This window comes from Streptomyces sp. CB02056, assembly GCF_001905545.1.
Lineage (GTDB): Bacteria > Actinomycetota > Actinomycetes > Streptomycetales > Streptomycetaceae > Kitasatospora.
Genome location: NZ_LIPD01000004.1, coordinates 567,929 through 583,680, shown reverse-complemented (window position 1 = coordinate 583,680; position 15,752 = coordinate 567,929). Strand labels below are relative to the sequence as shown.

The window sequence follows — 15,752 nt, the reverse complement described above, 5'->3', positions numbered from 1 at the left end:
CCCCTCGTGGTCCTGGCTACTTCTTGCGCTTCGTCTGCCTGGCCTGCTCGGCCACGGCCTTGGCCCGGCGGCGGGCCCGGGGCGGGGCCGCCTTGGGCTGGGCCCGGGTGACCGGCGTCGCGGCTTCGGGTGCGTCGTCCGCCTCGGGTGTCTCGGGTGTCTCGGGCTTGACGGCCTCGGTGGCTTCCGTTGTCTCGAAGGCTTCGACGGTCTCGACGGTCTCGGCGACCTCGGGTGTCTCCGGCTCGGAGACCGCGGGCTCCGGGTACGGGTCCGGGTGCGGCTCCGACTCCGGTGCGGCGACCACCACTTGGGCCCGGCGCAGCACCTCGTCCCCCCAGAAGAACCCGGTCACCACCGTCCGTACCACCGTCTCCGGCGCCACCCCGGAGCGGGCCTCGGTGCCCACGATCTCGGTCAGGTCCGGGTCGGCCGTCATGCCCTCCAGCCGCATCGGCCGCACCCTGGCCTTGGCGAGCTGCCCGAGCAGCCGGCGCCGGGTGGCCTCCAGGCCGGCGCCGCGCCCGAGCGCCACCAGCTCGCGGTCCAGGCCGAGGGCGGCGAGCGCGTCGTCCACCTCGACCAGGATGCCCAGCAGTTCGCGCTGCTCGGCCCGGGCGGCCTGCTTCTGCTCCGTCAGCTTGCTCCCCAGCAGGGACGCCCGGAAGAGCAGTCGGCCGAACGCCTGCTCCAGGTCGACGTCCTCGACGCCGGGCGGGATCTCCAGCGGCCGGTGGCCGTCAACCAGGGCTTCGGCGGGTGCGTCGGTGGGTGCGTCGGTCATTCGGGGACCTCGATCTGCGGCAGCACGGACAGGTCCGCCGCGTAGCGGGCGGGGACGGGCGGTTCGGGGTCGGCGCCGCCGGGGGCGGGCTCGGTGAAGTCGGCGGCCAGCTCGGCCCGGTGGAGGGCGGGCAGGGCGGCGGGCGGCAGCGGCGGGCGCTCGATCACCAGGAGCGGCTCGACGAGTGCGGGGGCGAGCAGCTCGGCGGCCTGGTCGACCGGCTCCGGCGGGAGGGGCCGCTGGAGGTCCGCCTCCAGGCGCCGGTCCGGGTTGCGCAGCAGCGCGGCGGCCTCCTGGATCTGCTGCCGGGTGTACCGGCCGGCCCGCATCGCCGGTCCGACGGCGAGGTTGATCTCGCGCACGCCGGCCGTGAGCGGGATGCCCAGGACCTCGTACGGCGACGGTTCGTGCAGTGGCATGGCGGGCGGTCTCTCTCCTCACGGTGGCGGTGGCGGTTCGGTCGGCGCTTCGGGTGACGGCTCGGCCTGCGGCGTACGGTCTTCGGCGTACGGTCCAGGACGCTCCCGACTGCCGTGCGGTTGCCGTCAGTAGAGCGACCTGATCCGCATCTGCATGGCGTGCAGCTCAGGGTCGTCCGGGCTGTACTCGACGGCCGTGCGGGCCAGCTCCTTGGCCTCGCGCAGTTTCCGGGCGTTGGCCTGCTGGACGGCGAACGAGCCGTAGACGATGCCGAGTTCGCGGCACAGCTGGTCGGTGTCCTCCTGGGTGCCGGACAGTTCGAGCGCCTCCTCCAGCAGCTTGATCGCCGCCCGGTAGCGGCGGGCCTCGTAGTGGCTGATGGCCTTGCCGCGCCAGAGGCTGACCATCAGGCGGCGGATGTCGGTCGAGTCGTCGTAGGACCTGGCCTTCTCGAGCATCGCGGCCTGGTCCGCGAACGGCTTGTCCTGCATCGCATCCACCACGTGGTTGGCGATCAGCACCGAGACCCGGCGCGGGGCCTCGTGCTCGACCCCGCCCTCCCACTCCGGGTCGGCGCGCAGCGCCTCGGCCATCCACGCGACGGCGCGCCGGTGGTCGTCGGCGAAGGCGGCCGAGCGGGCGAGCTGGCGCAGGACGAAGATCAGGCCGATCCGGTGGTCGGGGTCGGGGTTGAGTTCGACGAGCGCCCGCCAGGCGCCGGCGGCCTCCTCCAGTTCCGCGTCGGTGGCGTCGGGGTGGCTGAGCTGGCCGGCCCGGTTGCCGAGGGCGGCCTCCAGGAAGTGCCGGGCGGTCGGGTCGCCGGGGACCAGCTCCAGGCTCTTCTCCAGCAGCCCGAGGGCGCGGGAGTAGTCCTTGTCCTCGTTGTTGATCTTGCGCGCCCACTGCGCGTAGGTGGCGCCGAGGTCGCCCCGCACCTCGGGGTCGTCGGGGGCCAACGCCAGGGCCTTCTCCAGGAGTTCGGCGGCTCCGGCCTGGTCGTCCAGGCTGTTCTTGAGCAGCGCGCGGGCGGCCCGGACCCCGGACTCGGCGGCGATCGCGGCGGCGTCGGCGGGCAGCCTGGCGCCGGGGACGGCCCGGGCGCGGGAGAGGCTGTCCAGGGCCTCGCGCCAGTCCTGGTTGCGGTGGTGCTCGCGGGCCTGGCTGACCAGGGACTCGCCGAGCAGTTCCTGCCAGTCCTCGCCGCGCCGCTGCTCGGGCACCGCGTCCAGGGCGGCGACGGCGGCGGCCTGCCGGCCCTGGAGCTGCAGGTAGCGCTGCGGGCCGAGTTCGCCGAACAGGCCGAGGGCCCGGGTGGGAGCGGGCGCGTCGGGGCCGGCCGGGCGCTGCCGCCAGGGCCGGACGGCCTGCTCGAAGGCCTCGGCCCAGCCGTCCGCTCCGGGCTCGGCGCGCAGCAGCCGGTCGAGGGTCGGGCCGAGCGCGAGGCGGCGGGCCGGGCGGCCGGGCAGGGTGATCCGGACGTCCTCCTGGGCGAGCGCGTCCGCGCAGTGGGTCTCCAGGCCGAGGCGCAGCGTCCAGGCGGTGACCTCGTCCCCGCTGCGCCCGGCGGCCCGGTCCAGGGCGCGCAGGTCGTCGCGGAGGCGGTCGAGCAGTCCGGTACGGGCGGCGGCCAGCCGCTGGGGCTCGGCGGTGCGGCCGGTGGTCCGGGCGGACTCGGCCCACAGCTCGGGCTGGTGCAGGGCGGCGACGAGGCTGCCGATCGTCCAGGCCCAGACCTCCTGGCCAAGGGCGTCAGGACCGTCGGCGGCGGCGTCGGCATCGGAGGCGGCATCGGCGGTTTCGGCAGCATCGGAGGCACCGGCGGCGAGCCGGTAGCCGGCCAGGCCGAGCGCGTGCAGCACCCGGGGGTGGGCCGGGTCCCTGAGCAGCAGCTCGCGGTAGGCCTCCCAGGCCTCGCGGTGGCGGCCGTCGAGGACGGCCTGGTGCGCCTCGTGCTCGGCGAGCAGGGCGAGCGCGCCGGCCACCCGCTCACGGCCCGGCACCTCACGCCCCGGCACCCCGTCGCCGGGGACGGGCTGGAGCGCCTGGCGCAGGTCGACGGCGGCCTGGCCGAGCCGACCGGCGGCGAGGGCGGCGCCGGCCCGGCGGACCAGGACGGCCGCGCGGGCCGCCCCGGCCTCGGCGGGCACCCCGGCCAGGGCCTCGTCCAGGCGGCCGAGTTCGGCGCGCAGCAGGGCGAGGTCGGTCCGGACGGGCACGGCCGCGGCGCCGTCGCCGAGCGCCACGGCCCAGCGGGCGAGCACCGGTTCGGCCTGCTCGGGGGTGCCGGCCCGGCGGGCGCAGTCGAGGACGGCGCGCAGCGCGGGGGCGGAGCAGCGGACGCAGCGGGGCGGGGCGGCGGCCTCGGGGGCGTGCTGGTGGTCGGGGCAGGCCTCGCGGCCGCAGCCGCCGCAGGTGCCGGTGGCGGGGCGGTCGCAGAGCGCGCAGTCGCCGGCCGGCTCCGCCGCGGCCGTGCCGGAGGTGAGGAAGTGCCGGTACCAGTCCAGGGCGGCGGCCCAGTTGCCGGCCCGTTCGGCGAGCAGGGCGCGCAGCCGGGCGGTCGCCGGGTCGCCGGCCGGGTCGGGCGGGCCGAGCAGGGCGATCGTCCGGGCCGGGCGGCCGGCCAGCAGGGCGACGGCGGCCAGGTGGTAGCGGTCGCGCGGGCCGTGGTCGGCGTCGAGCAGGGCGGCGACCGGCTCCGGGGTGCCCTCGGCCAGGGCGAGGGCGGCGCGCAGCCGGGCCTGGCGGTGGGTGAGGGCGCCGGGCAGGGTGTCGGCGAGGGCGAGTGCGGCGGCGGCGCGGCGGCGCGGTTCGGCGTGGTCGCGGCCGGTGACCAGCAGGTGGGCGGCCTCGCGCAGGGCGGCTTCGCGCAGCGCGGCGCGGTAGCCGGGGGCGTCCGGGTGCTCGGCGGTGGCCCGCTGCCAGAGTTCGCGGGCGGCCGTCGGGTCGGTGTCCAGCCGGGTGCGGGCGAGCCGGTCGCGGGCCAGGGCCCGGCGGGGGCGCAGGTCCTCGTCGTCCAGTGCCTCCCAGCGGGTGAGGGCGCCGGCCGGGTCGCCGGTGCGGGCGAGGGCGAGGCCGTGGTGGAAGGCGGCGACGGCGGTCCAGCGGGTGCCCGGTTCGGTGCCGGCCCGGGTACCGGCGGCGGCCCCGGCGGCGGCCCCGGTGTCGGCCTCGGCGCGCAGGAGCGGCTCGGCCTCCTCGGCCCGCCCGGCGGCGAGCAGGGCGGCGCCGAGCCGGACCCGGGCGGGGCGCCAGTCGGGGGCCGCGCCGAGGCCGGCCCGGTAGTCGGCGGCGGCCTCGGCGGGGCGTTCGGCGCGCTCGTGCACCAGGGCGAGGCCGAACCGGGCCGGGGCGAAGCCGGGCCGGACGGTCAGGGCGGCGGTGAACTGCTCCCGGGCCCGCTCGTCGGCGCCGAGCAGCAGGGCGAGCCGGCCGAGGGCGTAGCGGGGGCGGGGGTCGGCCGGGCTCTCGCCGGCGGCGGCCGCGAGGTCGGCCCAGGCCGCCTCGGTGGCGCCGAGGCGCTGGCGGGCCAGCCCGCGGAAGAGCAGGCCGTCGGTGCGCAGGGCCGGGCCGCGCCCCCACGGGGAGGGTTCGCCGGGGCCGCGGCGCAGCGCCTCGTCGAAGGCGGCGACGGCGGGTTCGTCGCGGTGCAGGGTGTAGAGCTGGGCGCCCCAGCGGAACCAGAGTTCGGCGCTGCCGGAGGGGGCCGCGGCGGCGAGCAGGGCCTCGGCCTCGGCGGCCCGGTCGGTGGCGCGCAGCAGGGCGGCCCGGGCGAGCACCGGCCAGTCCCGGCCGGGCAGGGCGGCGAGGGCGCGGGCGGTGGTGTCCTCGCGCTGCTCGGGGGCGCCGTCGCGGCAGCGGTGCTGGAGCCAGTCGACGGTGCGGGCGACGGTCTCGGCCTCCGCGCCGGGCTCGGGGCCGGCGGCGGTGGCCTGGAGGTGGGCGAACAGCGGGCCGAGGTCGCCGTCGGGGGCCCGCAGCCGCTCCTCGGCGAGCAGGCGCAGGCTCCACCGGGGCAGTTGCCGGGCCGGGTCGGCGAGCAGCGGGTAGGCCTCGCGGTGCAGGGCGAGGGTGGCCTCCTGGTCGCCGGTGGGGACGGTGGCCTCGGCCTGGCCGAGCAGGGCGAGGCCGCGCTGCGGGCCCAACTCCCCTGGCGCGTCGGCGAGTCGGCGGGCCAGCCGGGCGTAGCGGCGGCGGGCCTGGGCGTCCCGGCCGGCGGCGAGCCGGGCGGCGGCGGCGGCCAGTTCCCTCGCCACCGTCGCGGCGTCCAGGGCCCGACGGCGGCGGGCCAGCACGACGGCGGCCGCCGCACCGGCCAGCGCCACCACGACCAGCAGCACCGCTAACAGCGCCATGCACCGTCCCCCTGGGTTCGGACACCATCCATCCCATGACCAACTGGCTTCTGGAGATCATGAGTTGACGTCGTGTCGTGATGTTGCTCGGGCGCCATCAGAATAGGCCCTCGATCGGACAGCCGAACAGGAAAGCGCACTATCCTGGGCAGCGCGGCAGCCGTACGACAGCAGCACAGCAGCAGCTCGTCGGGAGCGGAACGGCAGCACAGCCAGCAGCGCACCGGCGGTACCTGAACCGGCGCGTCAACAGCGGTCAACCGTCGGGGGTCGAGTGTCGGAGTCGCGTTGGGTGCCCGGGCTCCGGTTCGGGCCGGAGTTCGACCCCGAGCAGTACGAACTCCTGGAGTTCCACCACCGGGGCGGCGAGGCCGAGGTGTGGCGGGCGGTCCGCACCGGGCACAACGGGCGCAAGGAACTGGTCGCCGCGAAGATCATGCTGGAGCGCGACCCGGGCGAGGTGCGGCGCTGGCTCGGCCGCTGGGACGACGTCTCGCACAACGCGCACCGGCTGGGCGTCACCGACCTGGTCGTGCCCAGCTTCCTGCTCGGCCCCTCCCCGCACCGGCCCGGCACCCCGCCCGGCGGCGCGCTGCTGGGCTACCAGATCTCGCCCTGGGTCGAGGGCGTGCCGCTGCACACCTGGGCGCGCGGCCAGCGCGGCGGCCCGCCGGCGGTGGCCGAGGTGCTGGCCCGGCTCTGCCGGATCGTCGACGAGCTGCACCGCAAGCGCTGGGTGCACCGCGACATCTCCCCCGCCAACGTCCTGGTGGACGGCCAGGGGCAGGTCAAGCTGATCGACCTGACCTTCCTCGCCCCGCTGGACCACGCCCTGACCGTCGCGGTGTTCACCCCCGGGCACGTCCCGCCGGAGGCCGAGCAGGTCGGCGGCTTCCCGACCACCGCCAAGGACCTGTTCGCGGTCGGCACCCTCGCCCGTACCCTGTTGCTGCCCGACCACGGCCGCCTGGACCACCGGCTGGCCGCCGAACAGGCCCGCGCCGAACTGCTGGCGGCGGGCTACGGCGAGGAGTTGGCGCGCTGGGCCTGCGAGCCGCTGGCCCGCGACCCGGACCGCCGCCCCGCCCCGCTCGGCCCGTGGGCCGCCCGGGGCCGTGAACTGCTGCGCGCCCACCGGCCGGTGGCCCGTACCGCAGGCCTGGCCGTGCTGCCCGACCCGGCCGGGCGCCCGCTGGTGGTCACCGGCGGCGCCGACGGCACCGCGCTGACCGGGCCCGGCAGCCCCGGCCGGGCCCTCCCGGCAGGCCAGGGCCTCTCCGCCGTACGGGAGTTGACGGCCGGCTGGGCCGGACACCCGGGCGAGCTGGTGGTCTGCGCCGAGGACCGCGGCGGCACCCTGTGGGTCGGTACGGCCGCGGGCTGGTGGGAGGCCGCGCGCGGGGTCAACGGCCTGGCGGGCGCGGTCGGTTCGGCCGGGGAGATGACGGTGTGGGCGGCCGTCGGCGGCGCGCTGCGCTCGTACCGCTGGGCGCCCGGCCGCACCCTCACCGGCCAGGAGCACCCCGGCTGCCCGGCCGACCGGGTGCTCGCCGCCGAGGAGGAGCGGCCCGGCAGCTGGCTGCTGCTGGTCGAGCACCGCGAACGGCTGCTGAGCTGGCGGCCCGGCGCCGCCCGACCGCCCGTCCCGGTGGGCCCGGCCGGTCCGCTGCGCGCCGGGGCGCTGGCCCGCACCTCCGCCGGACCGCAGGCCGCCGTGCTGCGGGCGGACGGCTCCGTCCAGCTGCACACGCTGGGCGCGGGGGCGGGGACAGCCGGGGCGGGAACGGAGGCCGGAACGGAGATCGGCGACGGCGAGCCCTCGCTCGGCCTCGCCATGGTGGGCCACCGCGGCGGCCCGACCGTCGCACTGGCCGGAGCGGGCGGCGTACGGCTGCGGCTGCCGGCCGGCGGCGCGTCCCGCCGGCCGCGCTGGTGGCGGCCCACGCTGCGCCCGGCCACCCGGGTCGCGCTGGCCATCGGCGACGACTGGCGGCTGTGCCTGGCGGCGGTGGTGGAGGGCGAGTTGCAGGTGTGGCAGGAGGACGCGGCGTACCGCTGGCAGGCGGTGGAGCTGCCGGAGGAGGGTTAGCGTCGGTGCGCTTCCGGGCAGCCCTGGAGCAGTTCGTCGGAGGGGTCAGGCCGTGGCTTCCGGGCAGCCGTGGAGGAGCTCGGCGAAGGCCGCCCTGGCGGCGTCCCGCGGGAGGATCCGTTCCGCCCGGCGGCCGTCCGGCGTGCTGATCACGTAGCGCTCGGCGTGGTACGAGAAGTCGTCCCAGGGCTCCCAGGTGTGGGCGCGCAGCAGGGTCCGGCCGCAGCGGGTGCACCCGATCCACGGGACGAGGACCAGGTCGGCCAGCTCCGGTTCGCTCCATCCCGTCACCACCTCGGCCTCGTCGCGCTCGCCGTCCAGCAGCCGTACCGGGGCGGGCGCGCCGTCGCCCGGGCAGCGCAGCAGGCCGGGGGCGAGCCGCTCGCGCTCCCCCCACTCCTCGGTGAGCACGGAGATCTGCGCCCGGTCCGTGCCGCCGATCGGGATCTGGCGGGCGAGCAGGCCCTCGACCAGCAGGCCGAGCCCGCTCTCCTGCTCGCCGACCGCCCGGCAGTCCTTGACGCCCTGGGCGGCGTCGGCGGGCAGGAGGTCGGCGATCCGGTGCCAGAGCGCGGTGTCTTCGTCCATGGGTCGGACTCTAGTCGCGGGCGATCGGCGCTGGTCGGCCAGGGTCTGCGGCGGCGGCGCGCACCGAGGCCCCGGAACCCTCGTGGGGTTCCGGGGCCTCGGCCCGGCGGTGGGAGCGGCCCGGCGGTGCGGACCGGCCCGGCGGCTCCGCGGCTCAGCTGCTCAGCGGAAGCGGCGCAGCCGGAGGCTGTTGCCGACCACGAAGACCGAGGAGAAGGCCATCGCGGCCCCCGCGATCATCGGGTTGAGCAGACCCGCCGCGGCCAGCGGCAGGGCGGCGACGTTGTAGCCGAAGGCCCAGAACAGGTTGCTCTTGATGGTGGCCAGGGTCTTGCGGGAGAGCCGGATGGCGTCCGCCGCGGCCAGCAGGTCGCCACGGACCAGGGTGAGGTCGCCGGCCTCGATGGCGGCGTCCGTGCCGGTGCCCATCGCCAGGCCCAGGTCGGCCTGGGCGAGCGCGGCCGCGTCGTTGACGCCGTCGCCGACCATCGCGACGACCTTGCCCTCGGCCTGCAGCCGCTTGACGGTGTCGACCTTGTCCTGCGGCATGACCTCGGCGATCACGTGCTCCGGCCCGATGCCGACCTCGGCCGCCACGGCCTCGGCGACCAGCCGGTTGTCGCCGGTGAGCAGCACCGGGGTCAGGCCCAGGGCCCGCAGCCTGCCGATGGCCTCGGCGCTGGTCGGCTTGACCGCGTCGGCGACCTCCAGCACGGCCCGGGCCTCGCCGTCCCAGCCGACCGCGATCGCGGTGCGGCCGGCCGCCTCGGCGGTGCGCTTGGCCTCGGCCAGCGCCTCGGGCAGGTACTGCGACCACTCGTTCAGCAGGCCCTCCCGGCCGGCCACCACGGCGTGGCCGTCCACCACGCCCTGGACGCCCAGGCCCGGGACGTTCTCGAAGCCCTCGACGGCGGGCAGTTCGCCGGCCTTGGCGGCGGCGGTGGCGATGGCCCGGGCGATCGGGTGCTCGGAGGCGTGCTCCAGGGCGCCGGCCAGGCGCAGCACCTCGGCCCGGTCCACGCCCTCGGCGGTGTGCACGGCGAGCAGGGTCATCTGGCCGGTGGTGACGGTGCCGGTCTTGTCCAGGACGACGGTGTCCACCGTGCGGGTGGTCTCCAGCACCTCGGGGCCCTTGATCAGGATGCCCAGCTGGGCGCCGCGGCCGGTGCCGACCATGAGCGCGGTCGGGGTGGCCAGGCCCAGGGCGCACGGGCAGGCGATGATCAGCACGGCGACGGCCGCGGTGAAGGCGGCGGTCCAGCCTTCGCCGGTGCCCAGCCAGTAGCCGAGGGTGGCCAGGGCGAGCATGATCACGATCGGGACGAAGACCGCGGAGATCCGGTCGGCCAGCCGCTGGGCGGCGGCCTTGCCGTTCTGCGCCTCCTCGACCAACCGGGCCATCCGGGCCAGCCGGGTGTCCGCGCCGACCCGGGTGGCCTCGACCACCAGCCGGCCGCCCGCGTTGACGGTGGCGCCGGTGACGTTGTCGCCGACCCCGACCTCGACCGGGACGGACTCGCCGGTCAGCATCGAGGCGTCCACCGCCGAGGCGCCCTCGACCACCGTGCCGTCGGTGGCGATCTTCTCGCCCGGCCGGACCACGAAGCGGTCGCCCACGGCGAGGTCGGCGATCGGGATGCGCACCTCGGCCCCGCCGCGCAGCACCGTCACGTCCTTGGCGCCCAGTTCCAGCAGCGCCTTGAGCGCGGCCCCGGCGGTGCGCTTGGAGCGCGCCTCGAAGTAGCGGCCGGCCAGGATGAAGGCGGTGACCCCGGCCGCCGCCTCCAGGTAGATGTTGGACGAGCCGTCGCCGCGGGCGATGGTGAACTCGAAGCCGTGCCGCATGCCCGGCATCCCGGCGTCGCCGAAGAACAGCGCCCACAGCGACCAGAGGAACGCGGCGGTGGTGCCGAGCGAGACCAGGGTGTCCATGGTCGCGGCGCCGTGCCGGGCGTTGGTGAACGCGGCCCGGTGGAACGGCCAGGCGGCGTAGGTGACGACCGGTGCGGCGAGGGTCAGCGACAGCCACTGCCAGTTGTCGAACTGGAGGGCCGGCACCATCGCCATCGCGATCACCGGCACCGCGAGCGCCACGGCGGTGAACAACCGCTGGCGCAGCGGGGCCAGTTCGTCGGCCGGCTCGGCCTGCCCGGCGCCCGAACCCCCTTCCGCGGCCGGGGGCTTGGGCAGCGCGGCGGTGTAGCCGGTGGCCTCGACGGTGGCGATCAGGTCGGCGACCTCGACCCCGCCCTCGAAGGAGACCTTCGCCTTCTCCGTGGCGTAGTTGACGCTGGCCGTGACCCCGTCCATCCGGTTGAGCTTCTTCTCGATCCGGGCCGCGCAGGAGGCGCACGTCATGCCGCCGATCGAGAGTTCCACCTCCGCTGAGGCGGGTGCCTGCGTAGTCATCGTCGCTCCTCGTGACGTCGTCGTGCGGTACGTTCGGCGGCCGGGCCCTCGTACCCATGGGGGGTATCGGGCGGTGCCGGGTTCATTTATACCCCTGAGGGGTATCGTCCGCAAGACCTGACGGATACCCCCTGCCCGTATTTTTCGGGGGCGGCGACTGCTTGACTTGATACCCCCATGGGGTATTCACTCGTGGGCATCGAGCGGCGTCGAGCCGCATCGAGACGCACCAAGGCGCACCAAGGCGCGTCGAGCCGCATCAAGTCGCATCACGTCGCACCGAGCCCCCGCCGGAACCCGAGGAGGACCCCATGGCCGGCTACCACAACGACAAGGACCAGCTCCTGCGCCGCCTGCGCCGCGTCGAGGGCCAGATCCGCGGCCTCCAGCGCATGGTCGACACCGACACCTACTGCATCGACACGCTCACCCAGGTCTCCGCCGCCACCAAGGCCCTCCAGTCCGTGGCGCTACAGCTGCTCGACTCCCACCTCGCCCACTGCGTCCACGACGCCATCGCGGGCGGCGGGGCCGAGGCGGACGCCAAGGTCGCCGAGGCCACCCAGGCCATCGCCCGGCTCATGCGGGCCTGAGCGCCCGGCCCGTCCCCCTTCTGTCCTGCCGTCCTGCCGTCCCGCATCACGAGGAGAAACGCCGCCATGAACACCCCGCTGCGCATCACCGCCTTCACCGCCGGGCTCGCCGCCGCCTTCGGCCTCGCCCTCGGCGTCGGCCACGCCACCGGCAACGGCCCCTCCCCCAAGCCCGCCACCGCCGCGCACGGCGGGCACGCCGGGCACGGCGCGGAGCCGACGGACGGCGGCGCCGAGCACCTGCCCGGCGGGCTGCAGGTCTCCGAACGCGGCTACACGCTCAGCGTCGAGAACCCGTTCGTGACCGCCGGCTCCCCCACCGACCTGCGCTTCCGCATCCTCGGCACGGACGGCAAGCCCGTCACCGCCTACCAGCAGCAGCACGAGAAGGACCTGCACCTGATCGTCGCCCCGCGCGACCTGTCGACCTTCCAGCACCTGCACCCGACCCTCGCCGCCGACGGCACCTGGAGCGCCCAGACCGCCGTCCCCGCCGCCGGGGAGTACCGGGTCTTCGCGGACTTCACCCCGGCCGGGGCGACCGAGGGGCTCACCCTCGGCGCCGACCTGCACGCCGCGGGCGACCTGCGGCCCGCCCCGCTGCCGGAGACCGGACGGACCGTCACCGTCGACGGCTACACCGTCACCCTCGGCGGCGACCTCACGCCCGGGCGCAGCGGCACGCTCACCCTCGGCGTCAGCAAGGACGGCCGGCCGGTCACCGACCTCCAGCCCTACCTCGGCGCGTACGGCCACCTCGTCGCCCTGCGCGCCGGCGACCTCGCCTACCTGCACGTCCACCCGGACACCGGCACCCCGGGCCCGGAGATCGGCTTCACCACCACCGCCCCGAGCCCCGGCAGCTACCGCCTCTTCCTGGACTTCAAGCACCAGGACACCGTCCACACGGCGGCCTTCACCGTGACGACGGAAGGCGCCGCCGCCCCGGCCGGCCACCAGCACTGAGCGGGCCCGTACGAGAGGTGCCGGGCGATCCCGCGGGGGGATCGCCCGGCACCTCTGCTGTTCACCCGATCGGGTGTGGAGCGGCTTGCCGGAGCACGGCGAGGAGAGAGGTTCCCGGGTGGATCTCGACTACGACCTTTCAGTACCCCACCGTGAAGCGGCGCTGGACGAAGCGCGGCAGCTCCGCCTCGTCGACCAGGGCGATCGCGGCGTCCTCCACCGATATGCGACTGCGTCCGTCCGCGTCCAGGACGAATTGGTCACCACCGGTCCGGAAACGGCCGGTACGCTCGCCGGGAGCGATGTCCTCGGCCGGGCTGAAGTAGGTCCACAGCCGATTCGAGGTTCGCAGGACGGTCAGGGCGTCCCGGTGGCCGCGCACGGCGGCCGCGTACTCCCGGGGCAGTCCGAGCGCGTCGAGGCTCTCATGGATCAGCTCGTCATGGTCGGCGCGCACCACGCCCGGTTCGACCTCCAGGCTTCCGGCACCGCCGATCACGAGCAGGCGCGTCCTGGGGTGGCTCTCCAGTGCCGTCAGCAGCGCGCGGGCGGCAGTCGCGTAGACCGTGGGGTCGGCGATGGAGCGACGGACGGTGTCGGCGAAGTCCTTGGCGGCGTTGCCCGGCTGGAATCCGCTGATCAGCACGTCCAGGCCGGGCAGCACGGCCGCGATGCTCGCCGCGTCGAGGACGTCGACGTCGGCCCAGGTGATGTTCTCGCGGGTCTCCTTGATCCGTGAAGTGTCCCGACCGAAGGCCGAGACCAGGTGTCCGCGCTGAAGCGCCTCGGTGACGACCCGGCTGCCGATGCCGCCAGTGGCGCCGATGACTCCGATGTGCATGGTTCTCCCCTCAACCCACCTGCGAATACGGCGACATGACGGACCGTCGGTCGCCACGGCGAAAACTATACGGCGTGAAGTTTCGATACGCCAACCAATCTGGTGACACTGTAGAGTGTCCGCATGGCGGCTACCGGGACCACAGGACGACGCGAGCGGCTGCGCGCCGAGACGACGGCCGAAATCAAGAGCGTGGCATTGGCGCTGATGGCCTCAGGCGGCCCCGACGCCATCACGCTGCGGGCCATCGCCCGAGAGATGGGCATGACCGCCAACGCCATCTACGGCTACTTCGCCACCCGCGACGATCTGGTCACCACGCTCATCAACGACGTGTACACCGCGCTGGCCGACGCCGTGGACGCGGCCTGGGAGGCCGCCCCCGCCAAGGACCCGGCGGTCCGGATCCAGGCATGGGCCACCGCCTTCCGGAACTGGGCCGTCGCCAACCCCGAGGGCTTCCGCCTCGTCTACGGTGACCCGGTCCCCGGCTACCACGCCCCCGAGGGCGGCGCCGCCCCGGACGCCGCGCGCCGGGTGTGCACAGGACTCGCCGCACTCGCGGCGGCTGCCTGGCCCCACACCGAACACCTCTACCGAGACAGCACGTTCGAGTGGCCCGACTTCGACCCCGGGCTCCGCGACAAGGTGCGCGAGGCCTTCCCGGATCTGCCCCCCGCCGCCGTCGCACTCGCCCTGCGCATCTGGGGACACCTGCACGGCCTGGTGTCACTGGAGATCTACGGCCACCTCCACACTCAGATGGCCAGCCCGGACAAGCTCTTCCGCGAGGAACTGGCCCAGCTCGTCCGAGCACTGGGCATCCCCCACCAGGGCTGAGCGGCTCCGCCGCACAGCCCGGATCGGGCTTGTCCCGCGGCCCGGTGAGGTGAGGAGGAGCGGAACACCGGCTCAGGACCTCGTGCGGGTCGGGGGCCTCACACCTGTCCACAACCACCAACACCTGAAAGCAGTTGCGCGAGAAGTCGGCCAGGCCTACTTCTCGCGCAAACCTTCCCGCCTCACACCACCTGCCCTTTGACGGGCCGGAACCTCCGATCCACTCCCGTCCGGCCCTCAGGCGCAGTCAGCGCTGGATCTCGGCCCGCGCCCGCTCGTCCGGCGTGCCGATGTCCCAGAAGCGGACGATTCCGTGCGCGCCGGCATAGGCGCCCGTACCACCGGTGACGGCCATGTCGAGCGGGGCGCTCGTTCCCTTCGTCCAGAGCGACTGCATGGTCAGGGAGCCGCCCTCGACCTCCATGGTGATGAGGCACTGCTTCGTCACCTCCCCACCGTGGAGCTGGACGACCTGGCACGATCCGCCCCCGCGTCCGACGCTGCGGCCGCCCTGAACGGTGGCGCCGGAGTAGACGTCCATGTCGCCCAGGCTCGGCCCGGCCTGGCCGAGGTCCAGAACCTCGTACTGGTCGTTCTGGACCTTGAGTTCGAGCACCTCGACGCGCCCCCTCCGCAGGCTGTCGGCGTCCGCGGTGCCCACTGCGGCGAATCCGATCGCGGCCGTGGCCAGCACGGCGGCGACGAACCTCCTGGCCGTCAGGTACCTGCTGCTGCTTCCGTTGGTGCCCATGGAGGCTCCCCCTTCGCTGTGAACTCGTGCGCGAACTCCCTCGACGCTATGACCCGCGAGCCGGCCTTTTCCAAGACCAATCCCGTTATCGCGCCATACCTTCGCGGGCATGATCGGCTCACAGCGGAGCCGGTCCGGTCCGGTCCGAGCGGCGGTCAGCCGGAGGACTTCACCGACTCCTCCGACAGGTCCCAGAGCCTCCGGGCGTTCTCGCCGTCCAGCGCGTAGCGCGCGACGCCTTGCAGCGGGACGCCTCGGCGGTCGAGCACCTCGGCCTCGTCGCAGGCGGCGAAGTAGCGGCCGCCGACGCCGTCCAGGAGGGGTGAGACGGCGAGCAGGACGGAGGTCGCCGCTCCCTGGGCGACCGTCTTCATCAGCTCGGGCGGGATGGTCCCGCTGCCCCGGCCGTCGGTGTGGCGCTGGAGGTTGGTGAGGATCGCGCCGGGCATCAGGGCGTTGGCGGTGATGCCGTCGTCGGCCCAGCGGCGGCTCGCCTCGACCGCGAACAGGACGTTGGCGGTCTTGGACTGGGCGTAGGCGAGCCACGGGTCGTACGGGCGGAAGGCGAAGTGGACGTCGTCCCAGACGATCGGCGACCGCTGGTGGGCGCTGGAGCTGACCGAGACGATCCGGGCGGCGCCGTCGGCGGCGAGCGCGCGGTGCAGGCCGGTGGCGAGGGCGAAGTGCCCCAGGTGGTTGGTGGCGAACTGCCACTCCCAGCCCTGCTCGGTGTACCGCTCCGGGCAGGCCATCACGCCGGCGTTGTTCACCAGGATGTGCAGCGGGCCCTGCCAGGCCTCCGCGAACGCGGCGACGGAGGCCAGGTCGGTGAGGTCCAGTCGGCCGACGTGCACCTCCCGGTTGCCGGTGGCCGCGGTGATCTCCTCGGCGACCCGCCGCCCGGCCGCCACGTCGCGGACGGCCAGGGTGACGGCGGCGCCGGTGCCGGCCAGCACCCGGGCGGTCTCCGTGCCGAGGCCGGAGGCGGCGCCGGTCACCACGGCGCGGCGGCCGGTGAGGTGGACGCCCTGCGCGACCTCGGCGGCGGTGGTCGCGAAGCCGTACGGCGTGCTGATCGCGTTCATCGGTGAACTCCTCTTCGGGGGACGGGTGTTGTCG

12 protein-coding genes are annotated in these 15,752 nt (G+C 75.4%); 4 read left to right on the top strand and 8 right to left on the bottom strand.

All coding sequences use genetic code 11. The features are described 5' to 3' along the window. Window positions 1-16: 16 nt before the first annotated feature. The 3 genes from grpE to AMK13_RS14550 form a co-directional block, all read right to left on the bottom strand. Complete coding sequence (gene grpE / locus AMK13_RS14560) at window positions 17-784, bottom strand: nucleotide exchange factor GrpE (protein ID WP_074002479.1); 768 nt, start codon at window positions 782-784, stop codon at window positions 17-19. Continuing rightward, complete coding sequence (locus AMK13_RS14555; RefSeq protein WP_049656716.1) at window positions 781-1,203, bottom strand: hypothetical protein; 423 nt, start codon at window positions 1,201-1,203, stop codon at window positions 781-783. The genes grpE and AMK13_RS14555 overlap by 4 nt, the downstream gene beginning before the upstream one ends. 126 nt (window positions 1,204-1,329) lie before the next feature. Next, window positions 1,330-5,556 (bottom strand): hypothetical protein, encoded by a 4,227-nt coding sequence (locus tag AMK13_RS14550; protein WP_143204536.1) that lies wholly within the window; start codon window positions 5,554-5,556, stop codon window positions 1,330-1,332. A gap of 292 nt (window positions 5,557-5,848) precedes the next feature. Here AMK13_RS14550 and AMK13_RS14545 point away from each other — a divergent pair, with 292 nt between their 5' ends. Then, window positions 5,849-7,645, top strand: coding sequence for a protein kinase domain-containing protein (locus tag AMK13_RS14545; RefSeq protein WP_074002477.1), 1,797 nt, complete (start codon window positions 5,849-5,851; stop codon window positions 7,643-7,645). A gap of 45 nt (window positions 7,646-7,690) precedes the next feature. Here the strand turns inward: AMK13_RS14545 and AMK13_RS14540 are convergent, their stop codons facing one another. Further along, window positions 7,691-8,233 carry a hypothetical protein gene (locus tag AMK13_RS14540; RefSeq protein WP_074002476.1) on the bottom strand — a complete coding sequence of 181 codons (543 nt, stop codon included), beginning with the start codon at window positions 8,231-8,233 and terminating at the stop codon, window positions 7,691-7,693. A gap of 162 nt (window positions 8,234-8,395) precedes the next feature. After that, entirely contained in the window at window positions 8,396-10,642 is a 2,247-nt protein-coding gene (locus tag AMK13_RS14535) for a heavy metal translocating P-type ATPase (protein WP_074002475.1), read from the bottom strand. A 311-nt stretch (window positions 10,643-10,953) separates the two neighbouring features. Between AMK13_RS14535 and AMK13_RS14530 the strand changes: the two genes are divergently transcribed. Both AMK13_RS14530 and AMK13_RS14525 read left to right on the top strand, forming a co-directional pair. Beyond that, window positions 10,954-11,235 (top strand): metal-sensitive transcriptional regulator, encoded by a 282-nt coding sequence (locus AMK13_RS14530; RefSeq protein WP_049651130.1) that lies wholly within the window; start codon window positions 10,954-10,956, stop codon window positions 11,233-11,235. Window positions 11,236-11,301: 66 nt separating this feature from the next. Continuing rightward, window positions 11,302-12,201: a hypothetical protein gene (locus AMK13_RS14525; RefSeq protein WP_074002473.1), complete on the top strand. Its 900-nt coding sequence runs from the start codon at window positions 11,302-11,304 to the stop codon at window positions 12,199-12,201. 139 nt (window positions 12,202-12,340) lie between these two features. Here the strand turns inward: AMK13_RS14525 and AMK13_RS14520 are convergent, their stop codons facing one another. Beyond that, complete coding sequence (locus AMK13_RS14520; RefSeq protein ID WP_074002472.1) at window positions 12,341-13,042, bottom strand: NAD(P)-dependent oxidoreductase; 702 nt, start codon at window positions 13,040-13,042, stop codon at window positions 12,341-12,343. Between the two features lie 123 nt (window positions 13,043-13,165). On the opposite strand from AMK13_RS14520, the gene AMK13_RS14515 reads away from it, so the two are divergent. Further along, a complete protein-coding gene (locus tag AMK13_RS14515) occupies window positions 13,166-13,882 on the top strand; it encodes a TetR/AcrR family transcriptional regulator (protein WP_074002471.1) in 717 nt (238 codons plus the stop codon). A 247-nt stretch (window positions 13,883-14,129) separates the two neighbouring features. Here the strand turns inward: AMK13_RS14515 and AMK13_RS14510 are convergent, their stop codons facing one another. Both AMK13_RS14510 and AMK13_RS14505 read right to left on the bottom strand, forming a co-directional pair. Next, window positions 14,130-14,633, bottom strand: coding sequence for an allene oxide cyclase barrel-like domain-containing protein (locus AMK13_RS14510; protein WP_074002470.1), 504 nt, complete (start codon window positions 14,631-14,633; stop codon window positions 14,130-14,132). A gap of 155 nt (window positions 14,634-14,788) precedes the next feature. Continuing rightward, a complete protein-coding gene (locus tag AMK13_RS14505; protein ID WP_074002469.1) occupies window positions 14,789-15,718 on the bottom strand; it encodes an SDR family NAD(P)-dependent oxidoreductase in 930 nt (309 codons plus the stop codon). Window positions 15,719-15,752: the final 34 nt, after the last annotated feature.

Excerpts from the sequence above, each read along its gene's own strand:
- grpE (WP_074002479.1), bottom strand. The coding sequence starts at position 784 with ATGACCGACGCACCCACCGACGCACCCGCCGAAGCCCTGGTTGACGGC.
- AMK13_RS14555 (WP_049656716.1), bottom strand. The coding sequence starts at position 1,203 with ATGCCACTGCACGAACCGTCGCCGTACGAGGTCCTGGGCATCCCGCTC.
- AMK13_RS14550 (WP_143204536.1), bottom strand. The coding sequence starts at position 5,556 with ATGGCGCTGTTAGCGGTGCTGCTGGTCGTGGTGGCGCTGGCCGGTGCG.
- AMK13_RS14540 (WP_074002476.1), bottom strand. The coding sequence starts at position 8,233 with ATGGACGAAGACACCGCGCTCTGGCACCGGATCGCCGACCTCCTGCCC.
- AMK13_RS14535 (WP_074002475.1), bottom strand. The coding sequence starts at position 10,642 with ATGACTACGCAGGCACCCGCCTCAGCGGAGGTGGAACTCTCGATCGGC.
- AMK13_RS14530 (WP_049651130.1), top strand. The coding sequence starts at position 10,954 with ATGGCCGGCTACCACAACGACAAGGACCAGCTCCTGCGCCGCCTGCGC.
- AMK13_RS14525 (WP_074002473.1), top strand. The coding sequence starts at position 11,302 with ATGAACACCCCGCTGCGCATCACCGCCTTCACCGCCGGGCTCGCCGCC.
- AMK13_RS14520 (WP_074002472.1), bottom strand. The coding sequence starts at position 13,042 with ATGCACATCGGAGTCATCGGCGCCACTGGCGGCATCGGCAGCCGGGTC.
- AMK13_RS14515 (WP_074002471.1), top strand. The coding sequence starts at position 13,166 with ATGGCGGCTACCGGGACCACAGGACGACGCGAGCGGCTGCGCGCCGAG.
- AMK13_RS14510 (WP_074002470.1), bottom strand. The coding sequence starts at position 14,633 with ATGGGCACCAACGGAAGCAGCAGCAGGTACCTGACGGCCAGGAGGTTC.
- AMK13_RS14505 (WP_074002469.1), bottom strand. The coding sequence starts at position 15,718 with ATGAACGCGATCAGCACGCCGTACGGCTTCGCGACCACCGCCGCCGAG.